The 20041-nt window shown below is 66.9% G+C and carries 22 protein-coding genes and 2 pseudogenes; 13 read left to right on the top strand and 11 right to left on the bottom strand.

Annotated features, from left to right (window positions below; translation table 11 throughout):
• Nucleotide 1 precedes the first annotated feature (1 nt).
• Together ACXYX3_RS25990 and ACXYX3_RS25985 are read right to left on the bottom strand one after the other, a co-directional pair.
• Nucleotides 2-841, bottom strand: a pseudogene (locus ACXYX3_RS25990) (SDR family NAD(P)-dependent oxidoreductase).
• Nucleotides 838-1176 (bottom strand): nuclear transport factor 2 family protein, encoded by a 339-nt coding sequence (locus ACXYX3_RS25985; protein ID WP_458609582.1) that lies wholly within the window; start codon nt 1174-1176, stop codon nt 838-840. Before ACXYX3_RS25985 ends, ACXYX3_RS25990 begins: the two are co-directional and overlap by 4 nt.
• A gap of 120 nt (nt 1177-1296) precedes the next feature.
• On the opposite strand from ACXYX3_RS25985, the gene ACXYX3_RS25980 reads away from it, so the two are divergent.
• Nucleotides 1297-2118: a MerR family transcriptional regulator gene (locus ACXYX3_RS25980; RefSeq protein WP_458609581.1), complete on the top strand. Its 822-nt coding sequence runs from the start codon at nt 1297-1299 to the stop codon at nt 2116-2118.
• Nucleotides 2119-2146: 28 nt separating this feature from the next.
• Nucleotides 2147-2977, top strand: a complete 831-nt coding sequence (locus tag ACXYX3_RS25975) for an acyl-CoA thioesterase domain-containing protein (protein WP_458609580.1) — start codon at nt 2147-2149, stop codon at nt 2975-2977.
• Between the two features lie 13 nt (nt 2978-2990).
• Here ACXYX3_RS25975 and ACXYX3_RS25970 read toward each other — a convergent pair whose 3' ends face one another.
• Nucleotides 2991-4079 carry a YdcF family protein gene (locus ACXYX3_RS25970; protein ID WP_458609579.1) on the bottom strand — a complete coding sequence of 363 codons (1089 nt, stop codon included), beginning with the start codon at nt 4077-4079 and terminating at the stop codon, nt 2991-2993.
• Between the two features lie 91 nt (nt 4080-4170).
• The gene (locus ACXYX3_RS25965; protein ID WP_458609578.1) at nt 4171-4932 is read right to left on the bottom strand and encodes an SDR family oxidoreductase; all 762 of its coding nucleotides are present in this window, start codon (nt 4930-4932) and stop codon (nt 4171-4173) included.
• A 110-nt stretch (nt 4933-5042) separates the two neighbouring features.
• Between ACXYX3_RS25965 and ACXYX3_RS25960 the strand changes: the two genes are divergently transcribed.
• The 5 genes from ACXYX3_RS25960 (at nt 5043) to ACXYX3_RS25940 (ending at nt 8006) form a co-directional block, all read left to right on the top strand.
• Entirely contained in the window at nt 5043-5360 is a 318-nt protein-coding gene (locus tag ACXYX3_RS25960; protein ID WP_458609577.1) for an ArsR/SmtB family transcription factor, read from the top strand.
• Nucleotides 5341-5727, top strand: a complete 387-nt coding sequence (locus ACXYX3_RS25955; protein ID WP_241204424.1) for a VOC family protein — start codon at nt 5341-5343, stop codon at nt 5725-5727. Before ACXYX3_RS25960 ends, ACXYX3_RS25955 begins: the two co-directional genes overlap by 20 nt.
• 66 nt (nt 5728-5793) lie before the next feature.
• Nucleotides 5794-6675: a glyoxalase III HchA gene (gene hchA / locus ACXYX3_RS25950; RefSeq protein WP_458609576.1), complete on the top strand. Its 882-nt coding sequence runs from the start codon at nt 5794-5796 to the stop codon at nt 6673-6675.
• 79 nt (nt 6676-6754) lie between these two features.
• Nucleotides 6755-7375, top strand: a complete 621-nt coding sequence (locus ACXYX3_RS25945; protein WP_458609575.1) for a TetR/AcrR family transcriptional regulator — start codon at nt 6755-6757, stop codon at nt 7373-7375.
• The gene (locus ACXYX3_RS25940; RefSeq protein ID WP_458609574.1) at nt 7347-8006 is read left to right on the top strand and encodes a stage II sporulation protein M; all 660 of its coding nucleotides are present in this window, start codon (nt 7347-7349) and stop codon (nt 8004-8006) included. Before ACXYX3_RS25945 ends, ACXYX3_RS25940 begins: the two co-directional genes overlap by 29 nt.
• Here the strand turns inward: ACXYX3_RS25940 and ACXYX3_RS25935 are convergent.
• The gene (locus ACXYX3_RS25935) at nt 8001-8936 is read right to left on the bottom strand and encodes an AraC family transcriptional regulator (protein WP_458609573.1); all 936 of its coding nucleotides are present in this window, start codon (nt 8934-8936) and stop codon (nt 8001-8003) included. The genes ACXYX3_RS25940 and ACXYX3_RS25935 overlap by 6 nt on opposite strands.
• 76 nt (nt 8937-9012) lie before the next feature.
• On the opposite strand from ACXYX3_RS25935, the gene ACXYX3_RS25930 reads away from it, so the two are divergent.
• Nucleotides 9013-9450 carry a pyridoxamine 5'-phosphate oxidase family protein gene (locus ACXYX3_RS25930; RefSeq protein WP_458609572.1) on the top strand — a complete coding sequence of 146 codons (438 nt, stop codon included), beginning with the start codon at nt 9013-9015 and terminating at the stop codon, nt 9448-9450.
• Nucleotides 9451-9457: 7 nt separating this feature from the next.
• Here ACXYX3_RS25930 and ACXYX3_RS25925 read toward each other — a convergent pair whose 3' ends face one another.
• On the bottom strand, nt 9458-10438 hold the full coding sequence (locus ACXYX3_RS25925; RefSeq protein WP_458609571.1) for an NAD(P)H-dependent flavin oxidoreductase: 981 nt from the start codon (nt 10436-10438) through the stop codon (nt 9458-9460).
• Nucleotides 10439-10445: 7 nt separating this feature from the next.
• Nucleotides 10446-11051: a PadR family transcriptional regulator gene (locus tag ACXYX3_RS25920; protein WP_458609570.1), complete on the bottom strand. Its 606-nt coding sequence runs from the start codon at nt 11049-11051 to the stop codon at nt 10446-10448.
• Between the two features lie 135 nt (nt 11052-11186).
• On the opposite strand from ACXYX3_RS25920, the gene ACXYX3_RS25915 reads away from it, so the two are divergent.
• From ACXYX3_RS25915 to ACXYX3_RS25905, 3 genes are all read left to right on the top strand, one after another.
• Nucleotides 11187-12881 (top strand): hypothetical protein, encoded by a 1695-nt coding sequence (locus ACXYX3_RS25915; protein ID WP_458609569.1) that lies wholly within the window; start codon nt 11187-11189, stop codon nt 12879-12881.
• 106 nt (nt 12882-12987) lie between these two features.
• Nucleotides 12988-13410 (top strand): NAD(+)--rifampin ADP-ribosyltransferase, encoded by a 423-nt coding sequence (arr, locus tag ACXYX3_RS25910; RefSeq protein ID WP_458609568.1) that lies wholly within the window; start codon nt 12988-12990, stop codon nt 13408-13410.
• Nucleotides 13411-13516: 106 nt separating this feature from the next.
• Nucleotides 13517-14602 carry a coiled-coil domain-containing protein gene (locus ACXYX3_RS25905; RefSeq protein ID WP_458612235.1) on the top strand — a complete coding sequence of 362 codons (1086 nt, stop codon included), beginning with the start codon at nt 13517-13519 and terminating at the stop codon, nt 14600-14602.
• A gap of 9 nt (nt 14603-14611) precedes the next feature.
• Here ACXYX3_RS25905 and ACXYX3_RS25900 read toward each other — a convergent pair whose 3' ends face one another.
• Together ACXYX3_RS25900 and ACXYX3_RS25895 are read right to left on the bottom strand one after the other, a co-directional pair.
• Nucleotides 14612-15205, bottom strand: coding sequence for a CIA30 family protein (locus tag ACXYX3_RS25900; RefSeq protein ID WP_458609567.1), 594 nt, complete (start codon nt 15203-15205; stop codon nt 14612-14614).
• Nucleotides 15206-15230: 25 nt separating this feature from the next.
• Nucleotides 15231-15701: a DUF4174 domain-containing protein gene (locus ACXYX3_RS25895; protein WP_458609566.1), complete on the bottom strand. Its 471-nt coding sequence runs from the start codon at nt 15699-15701 to the stop codon at nt 15231-15233.
• 118 nt (nt 15702-15819) lie between these two features.
• Between ACXYX3_RS25895 and ACXYX3_RS25890 the strand changes: the two genes are divergently transcribed.
• Nucleotides 15820-16257, top strand: coding sequence for a MarR family winged helix-turn-helix transcriptional regulator (locus ACXYX3_RS25890; RefSeq protein ID WP_458609565.1), 438 nt, complete (start codon nt 15820-15822; stop codon nt 16255-16257).
• 34 nt (nt 16258-16291) lie between these two features.
• Nucleotides 16292-16720 carry a DoxX family protein gene (locus tag ACXYX3_RS25885; RefSeq protein WP_458609564.1) on the top strand — a complete coding sequence of 143 codons (429 nt, stop codon included), beginning with the start codon at nt 16292-16294 and terminating at the stop codon, nt 16718-16720.
• On the opposite strand, the pseudogene ACXYX3_RS25880 reads toward ACXYX3_RS25885, so the two are convergent.
• Nucleotides 16683-18875 (bottom strand): annotated as a pseudogene (locus ACXYX3_RS25880) (glycoside hydrolase family 3 C-terminal domain-containing protein). The gene ACXYX3_RS25885 and the pseudogene ACXYX3_RS25880 sit on opposite strands and share 38 nt — an antisense overlap.
• A gap of 39 nt (nt 18876-18914) precedes the next feature.
• Nucleotides 18915-20012 carry a methyltransferase gene (locus ACXYX3_RS25875; RefSeq protein WP_458609563.1) on the bottom strand — a complete coding sequence of 366 codons (1098 nt, stop codon included), beginning with the start codon at nt 20010-20012 and terminating at the stop codon, nt 18915-18917.
• Nucleotides 20013-20041: the final 29 nt, after the last annotated feature.

The following is a 20041-nucleotide window of genomic DNA, read 5'->3' as shown; positions in this document are numbered from 1 at the left end:
ACTACTCGGGGAAATCGGCGCTACGCGAGAGCTTCTCGTTGGACCGGATATCGGCCAACGCGCCTTCGAGTGTGTCGACCACCGCATCGAATCCGCCGTTGCCGAGGACAAGTCGCCGAAGAGGCGGGTTCTGCGCCATGGCCGCGATCACCGCACGCGCACCTCGCCGCGGATCGCCCGGCTGCGCACCGTCCATCGCCGCGAAGGCAGCGCGCACCTGCTCGAGCATCTCGTGGTACTCCGAAATATGTTCCTCTACAGGTTCATCCGCGAATCCGGCGTACGCGTTGGTGCGGAACGCCCCTGGTTCCACCGCCATCACGGAGATGCCCTGTGCCGCCACCTCATTGCGGAGCGCTTCGGTGACCGCCTCGACGGCGAACTTCGTCGCGCTGTAGTAACCGAACCCGGTCGCCGCGACCAACCCGGCCACCGACGACACGTTGACGATCCAGCCGTTGCCGCGGGCGCGCATGCCCGGCAGCACCGTCCGCGTCACCGACAGCACCGCGAAGAAGTTCAGCTCGAACATGGCGCGCACCGTCGACTCGTCCATCGCTTCGATCGACCCGAACCAGCCGCGGCCGGCGTTGTTGACCACCACGTCGATGCCGCCGAACTGCTCCTCGACGGCCTGCACTGCGTGCCGCACCTGCGCGGCGTCGGTGACATCCAGCGGCACCACGACAACCCGGTCCCCGTACTGCTCGGCCTACGCGGCCAGTTCCTGCCGCCGGCGAGAGGTCAGCGCCACGCGGTCGCCGGTCTCGAGCGCCGCCTCGGCGAACGCCACCCCGAGCCCGCCGGGCGTGCCTCCTGTGATGAACCAGCGGCGCGTCACGGCTCGATCACCACCCGGCTGATCAGCGTTCCGTCCAGCGTGAACCGGTAGGTGAGATCGGCGACACCGCCGGGAAAGTCGCCCTCGAGGTGTTGCCCGACGTCCACGCCCGCCTCTGTCGTCGTCGCGCCGGTGAACTCAGTGGTGTAGGTGTATTCGCAGGCCGCAGTCGCGATCCACGTCCCGATCATGTCGTGTCCCGCGTGATCGTGACCCTCGTCGGTCACCACGGTATCGGCGGTCAGTGTGGCCAGCGCGCGGTCCACCTGGCGGGCGTCGACTGCGGTCATGAATGTGGTGATGGTGTCCGGGAGTGCGTCCCATGCAGTTGTCATGAGACGACCGTGGACCTTCCCCTACGGGGAGGGTCAAGCCGACGATCCGACGTTGACCTTGCCCCTACGGGAAGCTGCAGAATCGTCCCGGGTGACGGCCGAACCGCCAAGGAGGACGCCATGGGTGCACAGGTGTCGATCGGTGACTTCTCGCTGATGACGAGTCTCAGCAGGAAGGCCCTGCGGCACTATCACGATCTCGGGATCCTCGAACCCACCCACATCGACCCCCATACCGGTTACCGCTTCTACGACACCAGCCAGGTCGACCACGCCCACATCATCCGGCGGTTCCGCTCGCTCGGCATGTCCATTCCCGACATCAAAGCGCTGCTGAGCACCGACGACGCCATGGCCCGAACCGAGATCATCACCACACACCTCGAGCAGATGGAGCAGCAGCTACAGCAGACTCGTGAAACCGTGAGCGCGCTGCGCGAACTCCTCGCCCCGGTGGACGTCTCCGCCGCCGTGGAGGTGCGGCAGGAACCGGCACTCGCGGTCTGGTCGGTCAGTGCGGTCATCGACATCGACGACATCGACACCTGGTTCGGGGGGACGCTGTCGAGGCTCGGGGATGCGCTGTCAACGGCCACCGGCGGCCGTGACGCCGCTTTCTACGGTGGCCTCTACGAACGGACCCTGTTCAGTGAATCCCACGGTGAAGCAACCCTGTTCGTCCCTGCGCCGAATTCGGCGTCCGCACCGCGGGGCGTCCGCGGCCACGTGCTCCCGCGCGCGGACTATGCGGTGCTCACCCACACCGGCGATCACGAAGGGATCGACCGCACGTATGCGGCTCTGGGGACGTATGCCAACGAACGATTGATCAGTGGTCAGGGACCGACCCGCGAGCACTATCTCGGAGGATCACTGTCCGAGCCAACGAGTTTCGCCGCGACCGAGATCTACTGGCCCATCTTTCGAACGACGGTCGAGTGAGCGTTGTCGGGCGCTATCGTCAGGCGCGATGAGTACCCGAGCGTTCTTCGCGTTGACCACAGACGACGCCGGCCGCGAGGCCTTCGAGCCCACACCCTGGGCGCGCGGTCCGTGGGGCGACACCGTCAGCGGCAACTATCTTGGTGGCCTGCTGGGCCTCATCGGTGAGCGTGATGTCGCGGACCAAGCGGCCGGCATGCATCCGGCTCGGTTCACCGTGGACCTGATGAGACCCGCGGCGATGACGCCCGTGTCGGTGACCACCGACGTCGTCCGGGCGGGGCGCCGCCTTCTTCTGGCCGACGTGGTGATGACCCAGGACGATAAGTCGATCGCGCGAGCGAGTCTCCTTTATCTGCGCCCGGGTGAGCAGCCGTCGGCTCCGCGTTGGTCGGCCGATGTGCACATGCCGCCGCTGCCGGCGATGCCGGACACGATTCCCGATGAGGCGCCGATGCTGATGTTCACCGCGGGGCGGGACGACGCAAGCCCCCATGACGGTCTGGCGGCGTGGGCGCACAGCGGCCCGAAGTACGTGTGGTTTCACGATCTGCTGCCGATCGTCGACGCGTTGCCCAAGACTCCCTTCGGATCCGCGGCGATGGCGGGTGACGTGTCGAGCTCGCTCACGGGCTTCGGCCCGGACGGCCTGCCATTCATCAATGCCGACTACACGGTGTCTCTGAGCCGACATCCGCAGGGGCGGTTCATCGGCTTGGCCGCCCTGACGCACCACAGCCATGACGGGATAGCAACGGGAACAGCGCTTCTCGTCGACGAAGTGGGGCCGATCGGAACAGCCTCCGCCACCGCGCTGGTCAATCCCGGCTTTTCTCCTCCGAACCTCCCACTGTCCTGACCGCGATCAGTGGCTACTGCCGGAGCAGCGGCGCACTGCGGTAGCTCCACATGCCTATCGAACTGAAAGCGTCGCGGTAGATCGAGAGAAGCTCGTCGGGCCGTGCGGTGGCGAGTTCGGCGAGCGGCTTGTCGGCACTGCCGCTGCCCGAGAAGATAAAGTCGTTTCCCAGGGTGTCGGCGGCGGCCAACTGGAAGACCGTCAACGCGCGGCGAACATGACTGGCCGAACTGATGATCAGCGCGTGCGTCGCTCGCACACTGGCGAGCACCTCCACACCGTAGGAAGCGTTCTCGACCGTGGAACGCGCGAAGTTCTCGTCGTGAATGCGATCGGCTGCGACACCGTTGTCGACGAGCCACTCCTTCATCGACTCGCCTTCGGTGCGACCTGACTGCTCGACGCCGCCGGTGACGATGATGGGAGCAGCCGGCCACCGCTGCGCCGCCGCCTTCGTCTGCTGGAGACGAGCGATCAAGATGTCGTCCATCGACCCGTCTTCGTGCAACGCATACCCCAGCGTCACGATGGCGAGCCCTGGCTCCGGCAGCGCCGGAAGGGCATCGGTCAGGGGTGTCGAGACCTTCTCATCGATCGTCGCGAACATCGCAGTCAACTGCTCGGCGCGTGCGGGATCCAGCGCCCGGATCTGATCGACGTAGTTGTCGGCCTCGGCTCGGCGGCCGAGATACCGGGACCAGCCGGCCAGATACGACTGCGCGTCAACATCATTCGGCGCAGTGTCGAGGGCCTGCTTGTAGAGCGCGACGGCAGCGTCGACGTCCTTGCGGGCGATCTGCGCGGATGCCGCACTGGAGAGGAGGTCGTTGCGGTAGGGAGCGAGCTCGTGCGCCTGCATCAACCGGTCGGCGACGATGGACATGTTGTCCACGGTCTTGTCGGTGTTGCCGGCCGACGACGTTCTCGCCGGCGCGTCGAATGCTTCTTCTGCTTCGTCGAGTAGCTTCTCGACTCTGTCGTGCGTGCTCCCGCCTCCCGCCGAGCTCGCCTGAGTCTGCGAGGTGGGTGTCGAGGGCGTGGGCGGGTCGGTGCGGTCGTTGGCGCAAGCCGCGCCGCCGAGGACGACGGCGGCGGCAGACATGACCAGCACTACGCGCGAGAGTGATCGATCCATGACAAGGTCCCCCTGGCGATCGGCTGTGACCTCCACCGTAGGCGATCAAGCCGGGTGGTCAGCGGCGTGACAACCAGTCCTCGAGCCGCGTAGTGCCTAATTCGGCATCGTCGCCCGTGACGAGTGTCGTGTAATCGATCGCCAGCCCGCTGTAGGTGGCGCACGGATCGTCGATGACGTCGAGCGTTCGGCCCTGGTGCCGCATGACGGTACGAGCCATGTCGGCGAAGGTCATCTTCTCCGGTCCGCCGACGTGATGAACGGCGTTGAGCGGCCGGCTTGTCGCGATGTCGGCCAGAACGGCTGTCACCTCGGTGGAGTCGATGGGTTGTATCAGGGCCACCGGTGCCCGAACGACGTCGTCGGCGACGAGGGATTCGGTGATCGGTTCGGCGAGCTCGTGGAACTGGGTGGCGCGCAGAACCGTCCAGGGGATGCCGGCTTTCGCCGCCGCCCGCTCCTGCGCCACCTTGCCTCGGATGTACCCCGACTGGTCGGCCATCCGGTCCGCGCCGACGATCGACAGGACGACGTAGTGGCCGACGCCCGCCCGTGCTGCGGCGGCGGACAGGTTGGCCGAAGCTCGTTCGAAGAACACCTCGGCGGAATCGTCCGGCGTCGCGGAGTTGCTCACGTCGATGACGACGTCCGCGCCGGACAGGGCCGTGTCCAGACCGTCGCCGGTGAGCAGATCGGTTCCCGTGGCCCGAGATGCCTGCGTGACCTCGTGCCCGCGGTCGCTGAGCACGGGGACCAGTCGGCGGCCGATCAATCCGGTCGCGCCGATGACGGTGATCTTCTTCGGGGTCTCGGTGGGCACGCCAACCACGTTGCCAGCGGAGATGGCGACGCGCCCCCTGGAAACCCCGTGGTTGGTCCGCGGCGCAGACCATTGACACGCAAGTGCTCACTTGCCTAACGTGGCGGAGTGTGGGCGATGTCTTCAAGGCGTTGGCCGATCCCACGCGACGGACGATCCTCGACGAGCTCACCGACCGCAACGGGCAGACGCTGTTCGAGATCTGCGCACGCTTGGCGTCCAAGCACGGCCTCGGTTCGTCGCGTCAGGCGATCTCCCAACACCTCGACGTTCTCGAGGCCGCGGGACTGGTGACCACGCGACGCGAGGGCCGCTTCAAGTACCACGACATCGACACCACGCCGCTGGAACCGATCGTCGAGCGATGGCTGACCAAGCCGGGTCCGACACCGACGAGAAGGAATCGACATGAGGATCACCCTGACTAGCGTTTTCGTCGACGAGCAGGACAAGGCGCTGAAGTTCTACACCGAAGTGCTTGGCTTCCAAGCCAAACACGACATACCGATGGGCGAGCACCGGTGGATCACGGTGGTGTCACCGGAGGAGCCCGGGGGCGCCGAAGTCGTGCTCGAACCGGACAGTCACCCCGCGGTGACGCCGTTCAGAGAAGCGCTCGCGGCCGACGGCATCCCCTTCACGTCATTCGCTGTCGACGACGTCCACGCCGAATACGAGCGGCTCCGTGCGCTCGGGGTCTCCTTCACACAAGAGCCGACGGCCATGGGACCCGTGACGACGGCCGTTCTCGACGACACCTGCGGCAACCTGATCCAGATCCACCAGATGAGTTAGCCCTGCAGCCTTGCGATCGATGGCCACTTCCCGAACAGTTGAAGAATCGACGGGAAGGGATGACCGATGACCACCACCAGTGATGACGTGAGCCGCGAGCCCCGCCCCGATGAGGCCGAAGACAACGCGTTCTTTCCTTCGCCGTATTCGTTGACTCAATACGTTCCACCCCGGACCGACTTCGACCGGGTCGAGCACCAGGGCGCCTATACCGGGGGCCGATGGAAGATCTTGACGATAGCCGCTGAGGAACGCTACCTCTTGTGCAAGAACGGAGTACTGTTCTCCACCGGAAACCACCCCGTGGAAACACTTCTGCCGCTTCATCATCTGATGGAGGCGGGTTTCGAGGTCGAGATCGCCACGGTCACCGGCTACCCGGCCAAGCTGGAGCTGTGGGCGTTGCCGGCCGAGGATCAGACCGTCGCGCACGCCCATGAGGCACTGAAGCCGAAACTCAAGCAGCCCAAGAAGCTCTCCGACGTCGTCGCCGATGAACTCGGCGAAGACTCCGACTACCTCGCAGTGCTCATCCCCGGCGGGCACGGAGCGCTCATCGGGCTGCCGGACTCCGAGCTGGTGGCCGAAACTCTGGACTGGGCGCTGAACCGCGAGAGATACATCATCACGTTGTGCCACGGACCGGCCGCGCTGTTGGCGGTCGGCCAGAACGGTCGTCGGTCACCCTTCGCGGGTTACTCGATGTGCGTGTTCCCCGATGCCCTCGACGAGGGAGCCAACGTCGACATGGGATACATCCCCGGACATCTGCAATGGCTGTTGGCCGAATCTCTGAAGGCGCAGGGCATTACGGTCCTCAACGACGACATGACCGGCAAGGTGCACCAGGATCGGAAGTTGCTCAGCGGGGACAGTCCCCTGGCGGCCAACAATCTCGGTCTCCTTGCCGCCGACGTCCTGGTGAAGGCGGCAGCCACGGCGCGCTGACGGCGCACCGCACCGCACGACGGCAGAATCGCCCAGCACTAGTACAGTGTGCTAGAAAGGTGGGCGGAGGTGCCGCTGGATGCCCGATTCCGTCACACACAGCACGCGAGACAAAATTCTGATCGCCGCGGCGACCATGCTCGGCGAGAACCCGACCTCGCGCTTGAGCGTGCGTGCGGTCGCTGCGCGCGCCGGCGTCAGCGTCGGCTCACTGCGCCACTTCTTCCCGACCCAGCAAGAGCTGATCGACACGGTCGTCGCCGCCTTGTACGACCTCGACATCCCGGACGACCCCATGCACGACACCGCCGTCCCTCCGGCCGAGCGGCTGCTGGCCTGCCTGCAACTGCTGCTCTCCCAAGTGGGCACGGGTGATCGGGCGCGCCAGTACATACGAGCACTGCACGACGCGTACGTCGTCTCGCCGCCGTCGGAGGACGCGACCCATTCGTTTCTTGCGCTCGAGCGGCTGAACCTGCACCAGATTGCCAAGTGGCTCAGGGTGTTACGAGACGAACAGGCCCTTGCTACGGATGACATCGACATCGCGGCGCGATTCCTCGGCACCGTGGTCAACGGCCTCTCGCTCGAGCGCGCGCTTCCGGGCGACCGAGGGCGACTCCCCTTCGAGGCGATGACTCTGCGCATCGCCGTCGCCAGCATACTGAAAGATGAGAATGCGCATGTCGAAAAGCGTTGACTTACATACGTTGTCCCGGTGGCGGCCGGTCCAGGTCGTCATGGACAACCGCCGGGTGTACCTGGGGCTGAATGTAGCCACCTACGGTCTGGTTCTGGCGGGGTTCGGCGCCGGGCTCGTGTTCCCGGGGTTACAGCACGGCCAGCAGGTGCGGTTGGAACAAGACGGCACGGCAGAGCTCGTCCTGTCGATCTTCCGCAATCCCTGGCTTTTCGCCCTCGTCATCCTGGCCGTGAACAGCCTGAAGCTCAGCCTGATGACGATCGTCGTTCCCTCCCTCATCGTGCCGTTCGCCGGAATGGCGTTGTTCGCGTATTGGGCCGCGCAGACGGGAGCGGCTCTCGCACCAGCGAGCGATATCGGCTGGGTCGCTCTGATCCCTCACTCCGTCACACTGCTCATCGAGCTCCAGGCGTACATCCTCCTGGTGCTCGGGGCCTTTTTGTTGGGCAAGGCGTGGATACGCCCTGAAAACGTTGGCGCGCAGACTCATCGAGGTGGCTACCTCGGCGGGTTGAGACAGCTCGGGTGGCTTGCGATGCCGGCGGCCGGCTTGCTGGTCGTAGGCGCACTGTACGAGGCGTTCTCGCTCCGGTACCTGCTCAATCCGCTGGCACAGTGGTTGTTATGAGCGGCGCAGCGCGTCCCGCCGGAAGTCTCGTGGGTTGACGCCCCGCACCCGCTTGAACGCCGTACTGAACGCGAACGGGTCGGTGTAGCCGACTGAGCGGCCCACGTCGGCGATCGACAGGCTGGGTTCGTCGGTCAGCCGGTCCACCGCGAGGGCCATCCGCCAACGGGTCAGATACGTGAGCGGAGCTTCCCCCATCTGATCGGCGAAACGTTTTGCGAGAGTGGATCGCGACACCCCGATGCGTTCGGCCAGGGTCGCCACCGTCCATGGCGCCGCCGGATCGGAGTGCAGAAGGCGCAGTGCGTCACCCACCACCGGATCGCGCTGAGCCACCCACCAGGCCGGTGGCTCACCGCCGGGCCGGTCGAACCACCCGCGGATGGTGCACACCAGCATCCAGTCGAGGAGTCGGTCGAGCACCACTTGCTGTCCCGGCGCATCCACGGCGACCTCCTGGGCGAGATGAACGAGTACAGCGTCGCCGGTCGCGTCGGCGCCGGCGTGCACGATCACGGGCAAGGCATCCAGCAGCCGCCGGCTGATCTCTCCGCGCAGGGGATACGCACCGACGATCAAAGTGGTTGCGCCGGAATCTGTGTGAGGCTCAGCCCACCCCAGGCGGTGGCGGGTTCCACCCTGCTCGGGGATCGCGCAGAACTCACCGCAGGCCATCGGCTCGGCCGGCGTGTCGAGCGCGTCGACGAACGTGAACGTTCCGGGGCCGCGCACGACGACCGTCTCATGGGAGTCGATGCGTTGCGGCGCGGCGTTCTCGGGGACGATCCACCCGCCGCCTCCGAGGACCGCGCACAGAGTCAGCGGTGCACCGTCGACGAAGTGCAGCGACCACGGCGGCGTCAGGACAGAATTGCCGAACAGCGATCCGTGCGCCCGTACGCCGCGAAAGAGATCACCGAATGCGTCCATGACGCCGACGATAGAGGATCGCAAAGGAATTCCGGATCGCAACCCATGTACTCGTCCGATTTGCCGAGGTTGAATCATGGGCATGACCGATTCGACCGGCTCCTGCTTCACGGACGACGATCTGCGCCTGCTGCGCCGCCCCCTCTACGGGTTCCTGTCCACCGCCGAGGGGACGAGGCCCCCACAACCACGACCCGTGTGGTTCGAGGTGACCGACACGGAAGACATTGCGCTGTTCAGCGCACCGGACACCACCCGGGTACGCCGGCTTCGCCGGGATTCCCGCGCGTCGCTGGTGGTGACCGCTCCCGTCGGTGAGCGGGAACAGTGGGTGTCGGTGACGGGCACCGCGACAGTGGCCGACGACGGAGCGCGCGCCTTGCTCGAGCGACTCGCGCCGCGCTACTGGGACCTCCGGGATTCCCGTCGCGCAGAGGATCTCGCGGCGATGATGAGCGAGCAGTGGGTGCGGATCGTCATCCATCCGGAGAAGGTGCATCGCTACGCGATGTGAACCCGTGTCACACTGCGGCCCGCTCCTCGGCGAACAGCCGGGTGCGCGCGGCGGTGTACTCCTCGCTCAAGCGTGACACCAACTCTGCCGTGGAGACCACCTCGCGGATGGCGCCGATACCCTGCCCGGCGCCCCAGATGTCCTTCCACGCCTTGGCATCGGTGTTCCCACCCGAACCGAAATCTATTGTCGAGGGATCGGATTGGGGCAGGTTGTCGGGATCCAGACCGGCCGCCTCGATGGAGCCGCGCAGATAGTTGCCGTGCACACCGGTGAAGAGGTTCGAGTACACGATGTCGTTTGCACCGCTGGCGGCGATCATGTCCTTGTAGGCGGCCTCGGTGCGCGCCTCCGTCGTCGCCAGGAAGGCTGAACCGATGTACGCGAGATCGGCGCCGGCGGCCTGAGCGGCCAGAATGGAGCGGCCGTGTCCGATGGCACCGGAGAGCAGGAGCGGTCCGTCGAACCAGGCGCGGATCTCCTGCACCAGTGCGAACGGCGAGATGGTACCGGCGTGCCCACCTGCTCCCGCGGCGACGGCGATCAGGCCGTCAGCGCCTTTGTCGATGGCTTTGCGCGCGAACGTGTCGTTGATGACGTCGTGCAGCACGATGCCGCCGTAGGAGTGGATGGCGTCGTTGACGTCCGCGCGAGCGCCCAGTGAGGTGATCACGATGGGGACCTTGAAGTCGATGCACGCCTGGACGTCCTCGTCGAGACGTGCGTTCGATTTGTGGACAATCTGGTTCACGGCGAAGGGTGCCGTCACGAGGTCGGGATGGTCGCGGCGCCGGGTGTCCAACGCGGTGGTGATCTGTTCCAACCACTCGCGCACCGCCGGGCCCGGTCGGGCGTTGAGTGCGGGGAAGGATCCGACGACGCCGGCGCTGCACTGTGCGATCACCAATTCCGGTCCCGAGCACAGGAACAAGGGGGCTGCGACGGCGGGAAGTGTGAGGTTGTCACGCAAGATCTCGGGTAAGGCCATGGGGCAGTCACTTTCGCTCGGGTTGCACTGTCGTGGGGGATGATCCGTCGTGTCCTGGACGCGGGGAAGCCAGTTCGTCTGCGGTCTCGGCGATCTCGCGCCAGAAGGCGATCGAGGCCTTCTCGATCATCTGGCCCGCCCGCAACGTCGCCAGGGGGTAGCCCAGACCGGGCCGATCCTGGTAGCGGCGCTGCAAGTCGGTGTAGTACGCCAATCGGGTCTTGCGTTCCACGATCTGGTTCTCGGCGAGCTCACGCGTGCTCGCGGGATCGGCGAGCTCGCCGAAATGGAGTTTCAGCAGCGCCTCGTCATGCAACTCCGACGGCTGTGAGGTACCCGGGTCGCGCAGCCAGTTTCTCAGGCAGTCAAGGCCAACCGGTGTGATCGTGAAGAACTGGCGACGTCGGCCGCCGGCTTCTGTCTCGGAGTGCAGCAGGCCGCAGTCCTCGAGTCGGCGCGGTTCGCGATACAGCGTCGCGTGCTGGAGGGGCCACAGGTAGGCGATGGATTCAGCGACGTACTGCTTGAGCTGATACGAGGTGGTGGGGCCACGCACGGCGACGACGCCCAGCACCACGTAGGAGAGGTGGTTGAGCCGGGAGCCCTCGGACATGCAAGTGACCGTATCATTGATACGGTCACTACCGAAAAATGACCAGATTCTGATTTGTGTCTATTCGACCCGCGAGCCGCCCTATGGTGTCGACGACTGCAGTGACGCAGGCGTCAATATCGAGGTGGGAGTCGAATGTCGCAACTGTCAGCGTGGATGGGTGCCGGTGTGGTGGCCGCGGGGATGTCGGCGGCGATGATCGCGGGTGCCGACGCGGCGTCGGCGGACACGGGTTCTGACACGGGAGGTACCTCGAGCAGTGCCTCGGAGACGACCCACCGCGGCCCCCGTGCGTCGCATGACTCGGCCACAGAGGCCACGAAGACGGACTCCGAGACGACGGACGCCGATCAGGACACCCGAGTCACTGACACGGACAGAGCCCACGCGGACGACACGGACACTGAAGGCGCGGACACCGACGCAGACGTCGCCGACGTGGATGCCGACGACGACGGGGCAGACGACACGGGCACCGACGACAAAGACACAGACATCGACGACGCACGCGACGCGGATGCCTCTGACGCGATGGACGACGTCGTTGCTCCCGAGTCGGAGTCAGAGCCCGAGCCGGTCGATAGAGTGCCGGCCGATACGGTGATCGATGACGCGCCCGCGACGCCACCTGCCAACGCACGAACGATCGCGTACGAGACGACAGCACAGCGTGTTTCACCGAATCGCCCCTCAGCGCTGGTATCCGCGCCGGAGCGCCGGACCCTCGAGGAGGTCATCCAGTCCCTGGTGACAGAGATCGTCGGAGCGGCGATCCGCGTCGTCGCCGGACCGCCGGTGGTACCGCCGGGCGTGGACGTCACCGTTCGCAGCTCGCGGTTGGAGATCACCGATGGCCGCTTCGTTCGAGCGGACTGGTACTACCCCGACGGCGACGAACTGCCGGAGCGGTTCATCTATCTGCAGCACGGCTACCGGGGTGTGGGCGCGATGTACAGCTACACCGCGTCGTGGCTCGCCGAGCGTACCCATAGCATCGTCGTCGTCCCGACGCTGTCATCCAATCCCTATGTGCGCGACGGTTTCTGGCTCGGCGATGATCAGGTGTACCGCGCGACCGCGCAGCTGCTGCTCGGTGATCGTGACGCACTGACGGCCAGCGCGGTGGCTGCAGGCTTCGCCAAGCGCTACGGCGCGACCGCCGCGCTGCCGGACCGGTTCGCGTTGGTCGGCCACTCGCTGGGCGCGGGTGTGGCCGCAGGTGCGGCCGGTTACTACGCCGAAGCCGTCGTCGCCGGCGGGGCGACCAACCACCTCGTGGGGATCATGACCCTCGACGGCGCACCGCCGGGGACGGTGCTGGCGGGCGCGCTGGACAAGCTCGAGGGTCTGGACACCTACATCCCGGTGTTCGAGCTCGGCGCGCCCAGGGAGGACGGCTCGCCCCGCCGTGTCGACCAAGCACTCAACGAGCACCGGCCGGGACACTTCAACGGGGTGGTGCTGGACAACGGGCAGCATCTGGATTCGATGCAGGGCGGCAGCCGGGCCATCCAGCTCATCTCCTATCTCAATCAGGGTTTCCCGACCGAGCAGAACAAGTCGGCCGCCCAGACCCTGATGGCGGGTTGGCTGAACGACATCTTCGCGGGCCGCATCGACCCGTCGACGGGAGCGTGTGCGGGCGGCGATTGCGCGGGGATCTACGGCGCGCCCGGCGCGGAGATCACCGTCGCGACGCCGGCCGGTGCTGCCACCGGCACGGTCATCGGTACCTCGGTTGCCGTGGCGAGGACCGATTTCCGCCCGGCTTCGGTCACGTCTTTGGTGTCGCGGCGATCGGCGTCGGTGCGCCTGGTCATCGCGGGGTGATCGAACCTCCCACCTCAGGTTAAGCGAGCGTAGGGGGCTTGCGGCAAGACCCCGGTGCTCCGGCATGCTGGCGCGGCCCCTGTCCCTCGCTCGGAAGGACCGCCCAGTGGCTCCACCCCTAGAGAACGGCCCGTTCTTTCACGGCACGATCGCGGACCTGACAGTCGGCGACCTGCTGACCGCCGGGAGACCGTCCAACTACCGCCCCGAGATCGTGATGAACCACATCTACTTCACCGCGCTGGTCGACGGCGCGGGGTTGGCTGCGGAGATCGCCGCGGAACTGGCGGACGGGTCACCGACGCCTCGGGTCTACCAGGTGGACCCGATGGGAGAGTTCGAGGACGACCCGAACGTGACCGACAAGAAGTTCCCCGGAAATCCGACCCGCTCGTACCGCAGCACCGCTCCGCTGCGGGTGGTCGCCGAGGTCACCGAGTGGCAGCGGTTGACTTCAGAGCAGCTGCAGATGTGGCGGGAACGGTTGGCTGTCCTGCTCGCCGATGACGGCGGGGAGATCATCAACTGAGCGCGACACTCAGCTAGACATCCTCGGGTGCAGTTCGTAGCCTTGCGCGGGACGTCGATCGCCCCGGCCGGGGCCATTCCGAGAACAAGGGATCGTGACAATCCGCATGCGCCATCTACGGGAGACGCTCACCGGCGTGGCGGGCGCCCTGCTGGTGGTCTCCGTGACGATCGGTCCCGCGCATGCCGATCCCGCCGACGAGGCGCTGAACACCCTGAACGAGCTCTCTCGGCAAGCGGTTGCGAGTCGCGAGGCCGTCACCGCGGCGCAGCGTGACGCAGACACGAAGCAGGCTGAGGTCAGCGCGGCCGAGGATCGCGTACGCGGTGATGAAGCTGCACTGGCCGACGCGAACACCCGGCTCGCACCCCTGCAGGATGCGGTCGACCGCCTCGCGGCGATGAACTACACGAGCGGCGGGGACAACCAGATGGCGACGGTGCTCACCGCGTCGTCCCCGCAGCGCCTCATCGACCGCCTGTCGCTGCAGCACCTGATGGACGCGACGACGACTGCGCAGGTGCGGTCGTATCGGCAGACACGCCACCAGGTAGAGGCCGCTGCCCGGGCCTCCGAGCGCTCGGCCGCCGACGCCCGCGCAGCGGCGGAACGCGCCGCAGCGATCCGAGCCGAACTGCAGGCCAAATGGCAGGACCTCCTCCGGCGGATCGCGGCTGCGGAGAAGCAGTACGCGGCACTCACCCCGCAGCAGCAAGCGGTCATCGACGCTGCGGTTCCGCCCCCACCGCCGGCCGCGCCTCCCGTACCTCAGGACCCGGCTGTCGTCGCGATGCCCGGTCTGCCACCCGGCGACCTCGCCCCGCCGCCCGAGATCTCCGACGCCCTTCCGGTCGGCGTCGCCAATGAGGCCGGGCTACAACCCAATACGATCCTGGCCGCGCGAGCTGTCAGCGCTCAGTTCCCGCAGATCTCCACCATCGACGGGGTGCGTCCGGACTCGAAGCCCTGGCATCCGCGGGGCCTCGCGATCGACATCATGATCCCCAATCCCGACAGTCCCGAGGGGATCGCGCTCGGTGATCAGATCCGGGCATTCGCACTCGCGAACGCGTCGCGCTTCGGCTTGCAGGACGTGATCTGGCGCGGCACGTACTCCACCCCGGCCGGCCCTCAGGCGTCCGGATACGGTCACTACGACCACGTCCACATCACCACCACGCCGCGCAACTGACCACGCCCCTCAGGGGTTTGCGTCGATGCCGGTGATCGTGATCGTGAACGGGCCTTGCTGCTTGTCGAGGATGTAGACGGCCACCTCGTCGATGGTGGAGGGATCGAGCAGGCGCGGGGCGTTCGGTTCAGGGTCCAGACGCATCCCGACAGGTTCGAACCCCGCGACGGGTAGCGCGTAGTCGCCCGCGATCCCGGCGTCGGTGCGGAACCGTTGGATGTAGGACCACGGGTGCCCGGCGACGCCGGCCTTCAGCACGTAGGTCTTGCCGTCGCCGACGGCCCGCACGGTCAGCGCCGTAGCGCCCGCCGCGCGCTGCCCGATGCCGGGACCCTGTGGACTGCGGGCAGAGGCGAACCCACCGTTGTTCTCCAACGACAACGTGCCCGAGAACTCCAGGCCGCCTCCGCTGAATGCCACGCGGGAGGTCGACTTTCCGCCCATCACCGGATCGTTGACCGTGGTCCAGCCGGCCACGGCGTCGGCGTTGTCGAGCGCCACCAGACTCACCGCACCGCCGCTCGGCGCGATCGTCGTCTCGTCCGCGTTGGCAGGCCGTCCGCATGACACCACCAGAGCCGAGACCATGAGACCGATGCTCAACAGCCACAGTCGATTCCGCGACATGTCAGCAAACATCCGCGGTGGAGCCCATCTCACGGCTCCGCATGGGCATACCGTCGATCACCGAGTAGACGACCTCGAGATCCGGGACGTCGTCGGTGCGCCACTTCTCGCCGCCGTCCTTGCCGACCAACACCACGGTGAACGCGTCCGGAGCCACGGCGTACCGCTGCCGCAGGCGATCCACCTCACCTGGGTCCATCACCGCGCCGTCTAGAGTGCTGCTGCCGCCGGCGACCACCACCGCGAGCACCATGTCGCGGTCGGTGAACCCGCACCGGGCATCTTCGATTCTGCGGAGAGTCTCCGTCAACCTCGGGTCGTCTCCGGCGGGGGCGAAAACGACGAGAGGGCGACGCTCCCACAGGTAGTCACCGAGTCCGCCGGCCCATGCCGTCGCCGAACCGAGCGCGGCGCTGATCGCCACGAGGGTGGCGACGAACGCCGACCGCACCACGCTGCGCTGTCGGGCCATAGTGGCTACCACGGTACCGACGCCGGGGTGTGGACGGGTACGCGATGTGCGGCAGTGCATGCGCAAACGTCCGCAAACGTATTGTCCACAATTGAGCTGCGTGCGATACAGTTCTGGCGTGCCCGGCCCCCGTCTGGATGAGCAGCTGTGCTTCGCGCTGTACTCCGCGTCGCGTGCTGTCACGGCTGCGTACCGACCGCTTCTGGAGGAATTGCAGCTCACCTACCCGCAGTATCTGGTGCTCATGGTGCTGTGGGAGGAAGAACCCTGCACGGTCGGCCATCTGGGTGATCGCCTCCATCTCGACTCGGGCACCTTGTCGCCCCTGCTCAAGCGTTTGGAGTCGGCCGGCCTCGTGCGCCGTCAGCGCAGCGCCGCCGACGAGAGGCGCGTCGAGATCTCCTTGACAGCGCAGGGTCGCGCCCTGGAAGACCGTGCGGCCTGCATCCCGGACCGGCTGCTGGGCTCGAACCAGTCGGCCGCCGCGGATCTCGCTGTGCTGCGTGACGCCCTGCAGCAGGTGACCGCGGACCTGCACGCACGCGCCGCCGACTGACATCACCGACCTGACAACCACGAGAGGTTCACCTGTGTCCGAACTGTCTGCTCCGCCACCCACCACCCGTGCCCGGACCATCGGTCGTCTGGTGCTGGCGGGTGCGATGGTCTTCGCCGGCTTCAGCCACCTGTTCTGGGCGCGCAAGGAGTTCCAGGCGCAGGTGCCCACATGGGTGCCGATGGACGCCGATGGTGTCGTGATGGCCTCGGGCGGTGTGGAGATCACCCTGGGCGTCGGACTCGCGCTGCTGCGGCGGGACCGTGTTCTGGTCGGCAGGCTGCTCGCGGCGTTCTTCGTGCTGATCTTCCCGGGAAACATCGCCCAATTCGTCAATCAGGCCGACGGTTTCGGGCTGAACAATGACACCAGCCGGTTCGTCAGGCTGCTGTTCCAGCCCGTGCTGATCGCCTGGGCGCTGTGGGCTACCGGGATTCCGCGGGGGATTCCGCGCCGGCGCTGAGGATCCGCTCCACGGCAGCCACGGCCTCGCCTGCCCCGAAAGTCCTCAGGCGGCTCAGCGGCATCGACGAGATCATCGTCAGCATGTCGGTTCCGAGGCCGTCCCCCGGGGCCATGGCCTGGAACAGCTGGAGCAGCCGCGGGCCGACGACAGGATCGGCGAGCAGTTCACCCAGTGTGGAGTCCGTCGTCAACGGAATGTGCACGGGATCGCCCGACACCTCAATATCCGTACTGCACATGATGTTTCGGCTTGATCTACCCACTCTCACGCAGCATCGGCCGCCTTCCACGACCCACTCCTCGATGCGGTCGTCCCAGTGCGCGAGCTCGGTCCGCGGGATGTTCATCGTCACAGTGGCGTCGGCCCCGCTCTCCAATTCGACGACGTCGAACGCCTTGAGTTCCTGGGGTGGTCGGGTGACGGCCGACTCCGGGAAGGCCAGATACACCTGGACGACCTCCCGGCCGGACCGATCGCCGATGTTGGTCACCGTGACCGACACGGTGACGCCGGCGTCGTCCACGGCGGCGGACAGCTCGCTGTAGCGGAAGTCGGTGTAGGACAGTCCATGCCCGAACGGAAAGGTCACCTCGATGTCGCGGGCGTCGTATCCCCGGTACCCGACGAAGACGCCCTCGCCGTAACGCACCTCTGAGTGCTCGCCGGGGAAGGTGAGAAACGAGGGCACGTCCTGCAGGCGGACGGGCACTGTCTCGGCGAGTCTGCCCGACGGGTCGGTGATACCGAAGAGAACGTCGGCGATCGCGGCGCCACCGCCCTGCCCGAGCAGAGCGCCATCGAGAATCGCTGCGGCGCAGCGGTTCACCTCCGACAATCTCACGACACCGCCGTGCGAGAGCACCGCGATCGTGCGGGGTTGCACCGCGCGGACGGCTTCCAGCAGCCGGATCTGCTCAGCCGGGAGATCGATGTGCGTGCGGTCGTGACCTTCCGACTCGTCCTCATCCCAGAGGCCGAGGAACACCACGGCGACGTCGGCGGCACGAGCCGAGGAGACGGCGGCGTCGGTGTCGTCAGCGCCGTCCTCGAAAGTGACCTGCCCGCCGGCGCGGGCCCGGATCTCGTCGAGGGGCACGTCGAGCTCGGCCGCGTTGATGTGTGAACTGCCACCGCCCTGGTAGCGCGGTTGGACGGCGAAACGACCGATCACAGCGACGGTTTCGTGCGCAGTCAGCGGGAGGACCGCGTCGTCGTTCTTGAGCAGCACGATGCTGCGCGCCGCTGCCTCACGGGCCAGCAGGTGGTGGGCGTGTCGATCGATGGCCACCGGTTCGGCAGCAGCCGCGCGCCGTAACAGCCGCACGACGCGAGCGGCGGATTCGTCGACCACGTCCGGGTCGAGCCGGCCCTGCCCGACGGCGGCGACGACATCGTCGTCCATCGTCGCGTCACCTCCGGGCATGGCAAGGTCCAGACCGGCCGCCAGCGCCGCGACCCTGTCTGCGACCGCACCCCAGTCGCTGACCACCAACCCGTCGAAGCCCCACTCCCCACGCAGGACGTCGGTCAGCAGTCACCTGTTCTCCGAGGCGTAGACGCCGTTGATCTTGTTGTAGGAGCACATCACGGTCCAGGGCTGCGCCTGGGTGACCACGAGCTCGAAGCTCTTCAGGTAGATCTCCCGTAGTGCCCGCGCATCGACCTGCGAATCGGAGCGCATCCTGTCGGTCTCGGCGTTGTTCGTGGCGAAGTGTTTGACCGAGGCGCCCACGCCTCGGTCCTGCAGGCCGTCGACCCATGCAGCGCCGAGGCTGCCGCTCAGCAACGGATCTTCGGAGTAGTACTCGAAATTGCGCCCGCAGCGCGGATCGCGCTTGATGTTGACACCGGGGCCGAGCACCACGCTCACCCCGAGTGCGCGGGCCTCGTCGGCGATGGCGGCCGCGACCCGGCGGACGAGAGTGCGGTCCCAGCTCTGGGCCAAGCCCGCAGCCGGCGGAAAGCAGGTCGCGGGTGAGCTGGCGCCCAGACCAAGATGGTCTGCCGTGGCGTGCTGAACGCGGACGCCGTGCGGACCGTCGGTGAGCGTGATCGCCTGGAGGCCGGCGACGGTCTTGGTCTGCCAGAACGACGCTCCGCTACCGAGCGAGGCCTTCACATGCAGCGGCAGGTCCGAGGTCGACGTGTCCATGATGACGACGGTACGCACGCGCCGTGTGTCGCCGACGGGTCAGGAGTGCGCGATCTTCGTCGCCTCGATGATGTCGTGCGGCACGACGGAGAAGGTCCGACCGGTGGGCCGCAGTCCCGCGCCGACGAGCAACCTCTCGATCTCCTCTTTCGACCGCAGCCTGCCGCCGTCGCGCTGGGTGAGAGTGTGCAGATCGAGCAACGGAGAGAACGGATTCGGACGGTTGCGCGGCTGCAGGTATTCGATCACCAGGAGTGTGGCGCCGACGGGCATGCTCGCCGCCACGGTCGCGACGATGGTCGAGCAGCGGTCGTCGTCCCAGTCGTGCAGGACGTCTTTGAGGATGTAGACGTCGGCGGTGGCGTCGACGGAACCGAAGATGTCTCCCTCGACGCGCTCGATCCGGCTGGCGACGCCGCGTTCGGCGAGGAAGCGGTCCGCTTCGGCGAGCATGGCGGGACTGTCGACCAGGATTCCGCGCAGCTCCGCCTGGGTCTCGGTCACGATCACCGACAGCAGCGTCCCGATTCCGCCGGCGACGTCGCACACCACCGCACCGTCGGGCCATGGGTAGACGCGCGCGATCCCGCGCGCGATCATGCTGGTCGCCTGCCGCATCGTCGCCGCGAAGATCTGTTGCTCGTCGGGATGGGCCGCATACCACTCCCACACCGACACACCGTGCACGAGCTCGAAAGCGCTTCGGCCGCTGCGCACACTCGCCGCGAGACCACCCCACGCGTCGACCGTCGACCGCATTCCCTTGTAGCGCATCCACGCCCGCAGTGACGAGGGATGGTCACTGCGCAGCACCGCACCCATGGGGGTCAGTCGGGCCGCACCCGTGCGACGGTCCAGGGTGCAGAGGCCACCCGCGACCGCCCCGCGCAGGAGGCGATGAGTGGCCTCCGGGTCGCAGTCGAGACGCGTCGCGATCTGATGGGCGGTCATCGGCCCGGCGGCGAGCACATCGGCGATCCCGAGCTCGGCGACTGCTGCGGCGATCTGCACTCCGGCGACACCCTCACCGAGGTCGAGCATCGCGAACTGCGGCGGCACCAACCTGTCGGCGAAGCGCTTGAGCCCGCGCCGAAGCGCGAGCGTGGCCAGCACCACGGGTAGGGGCGTCGACGGCATCCGTGCAGGCTACCTGCGTGGCATGCGCA

The organism is Mycobacterium sp. Panama NTM2, from assembly GCF_054355555.1.
This window is presented reverse-complemented; position numbering and strand designations above follow the sequence as displayed.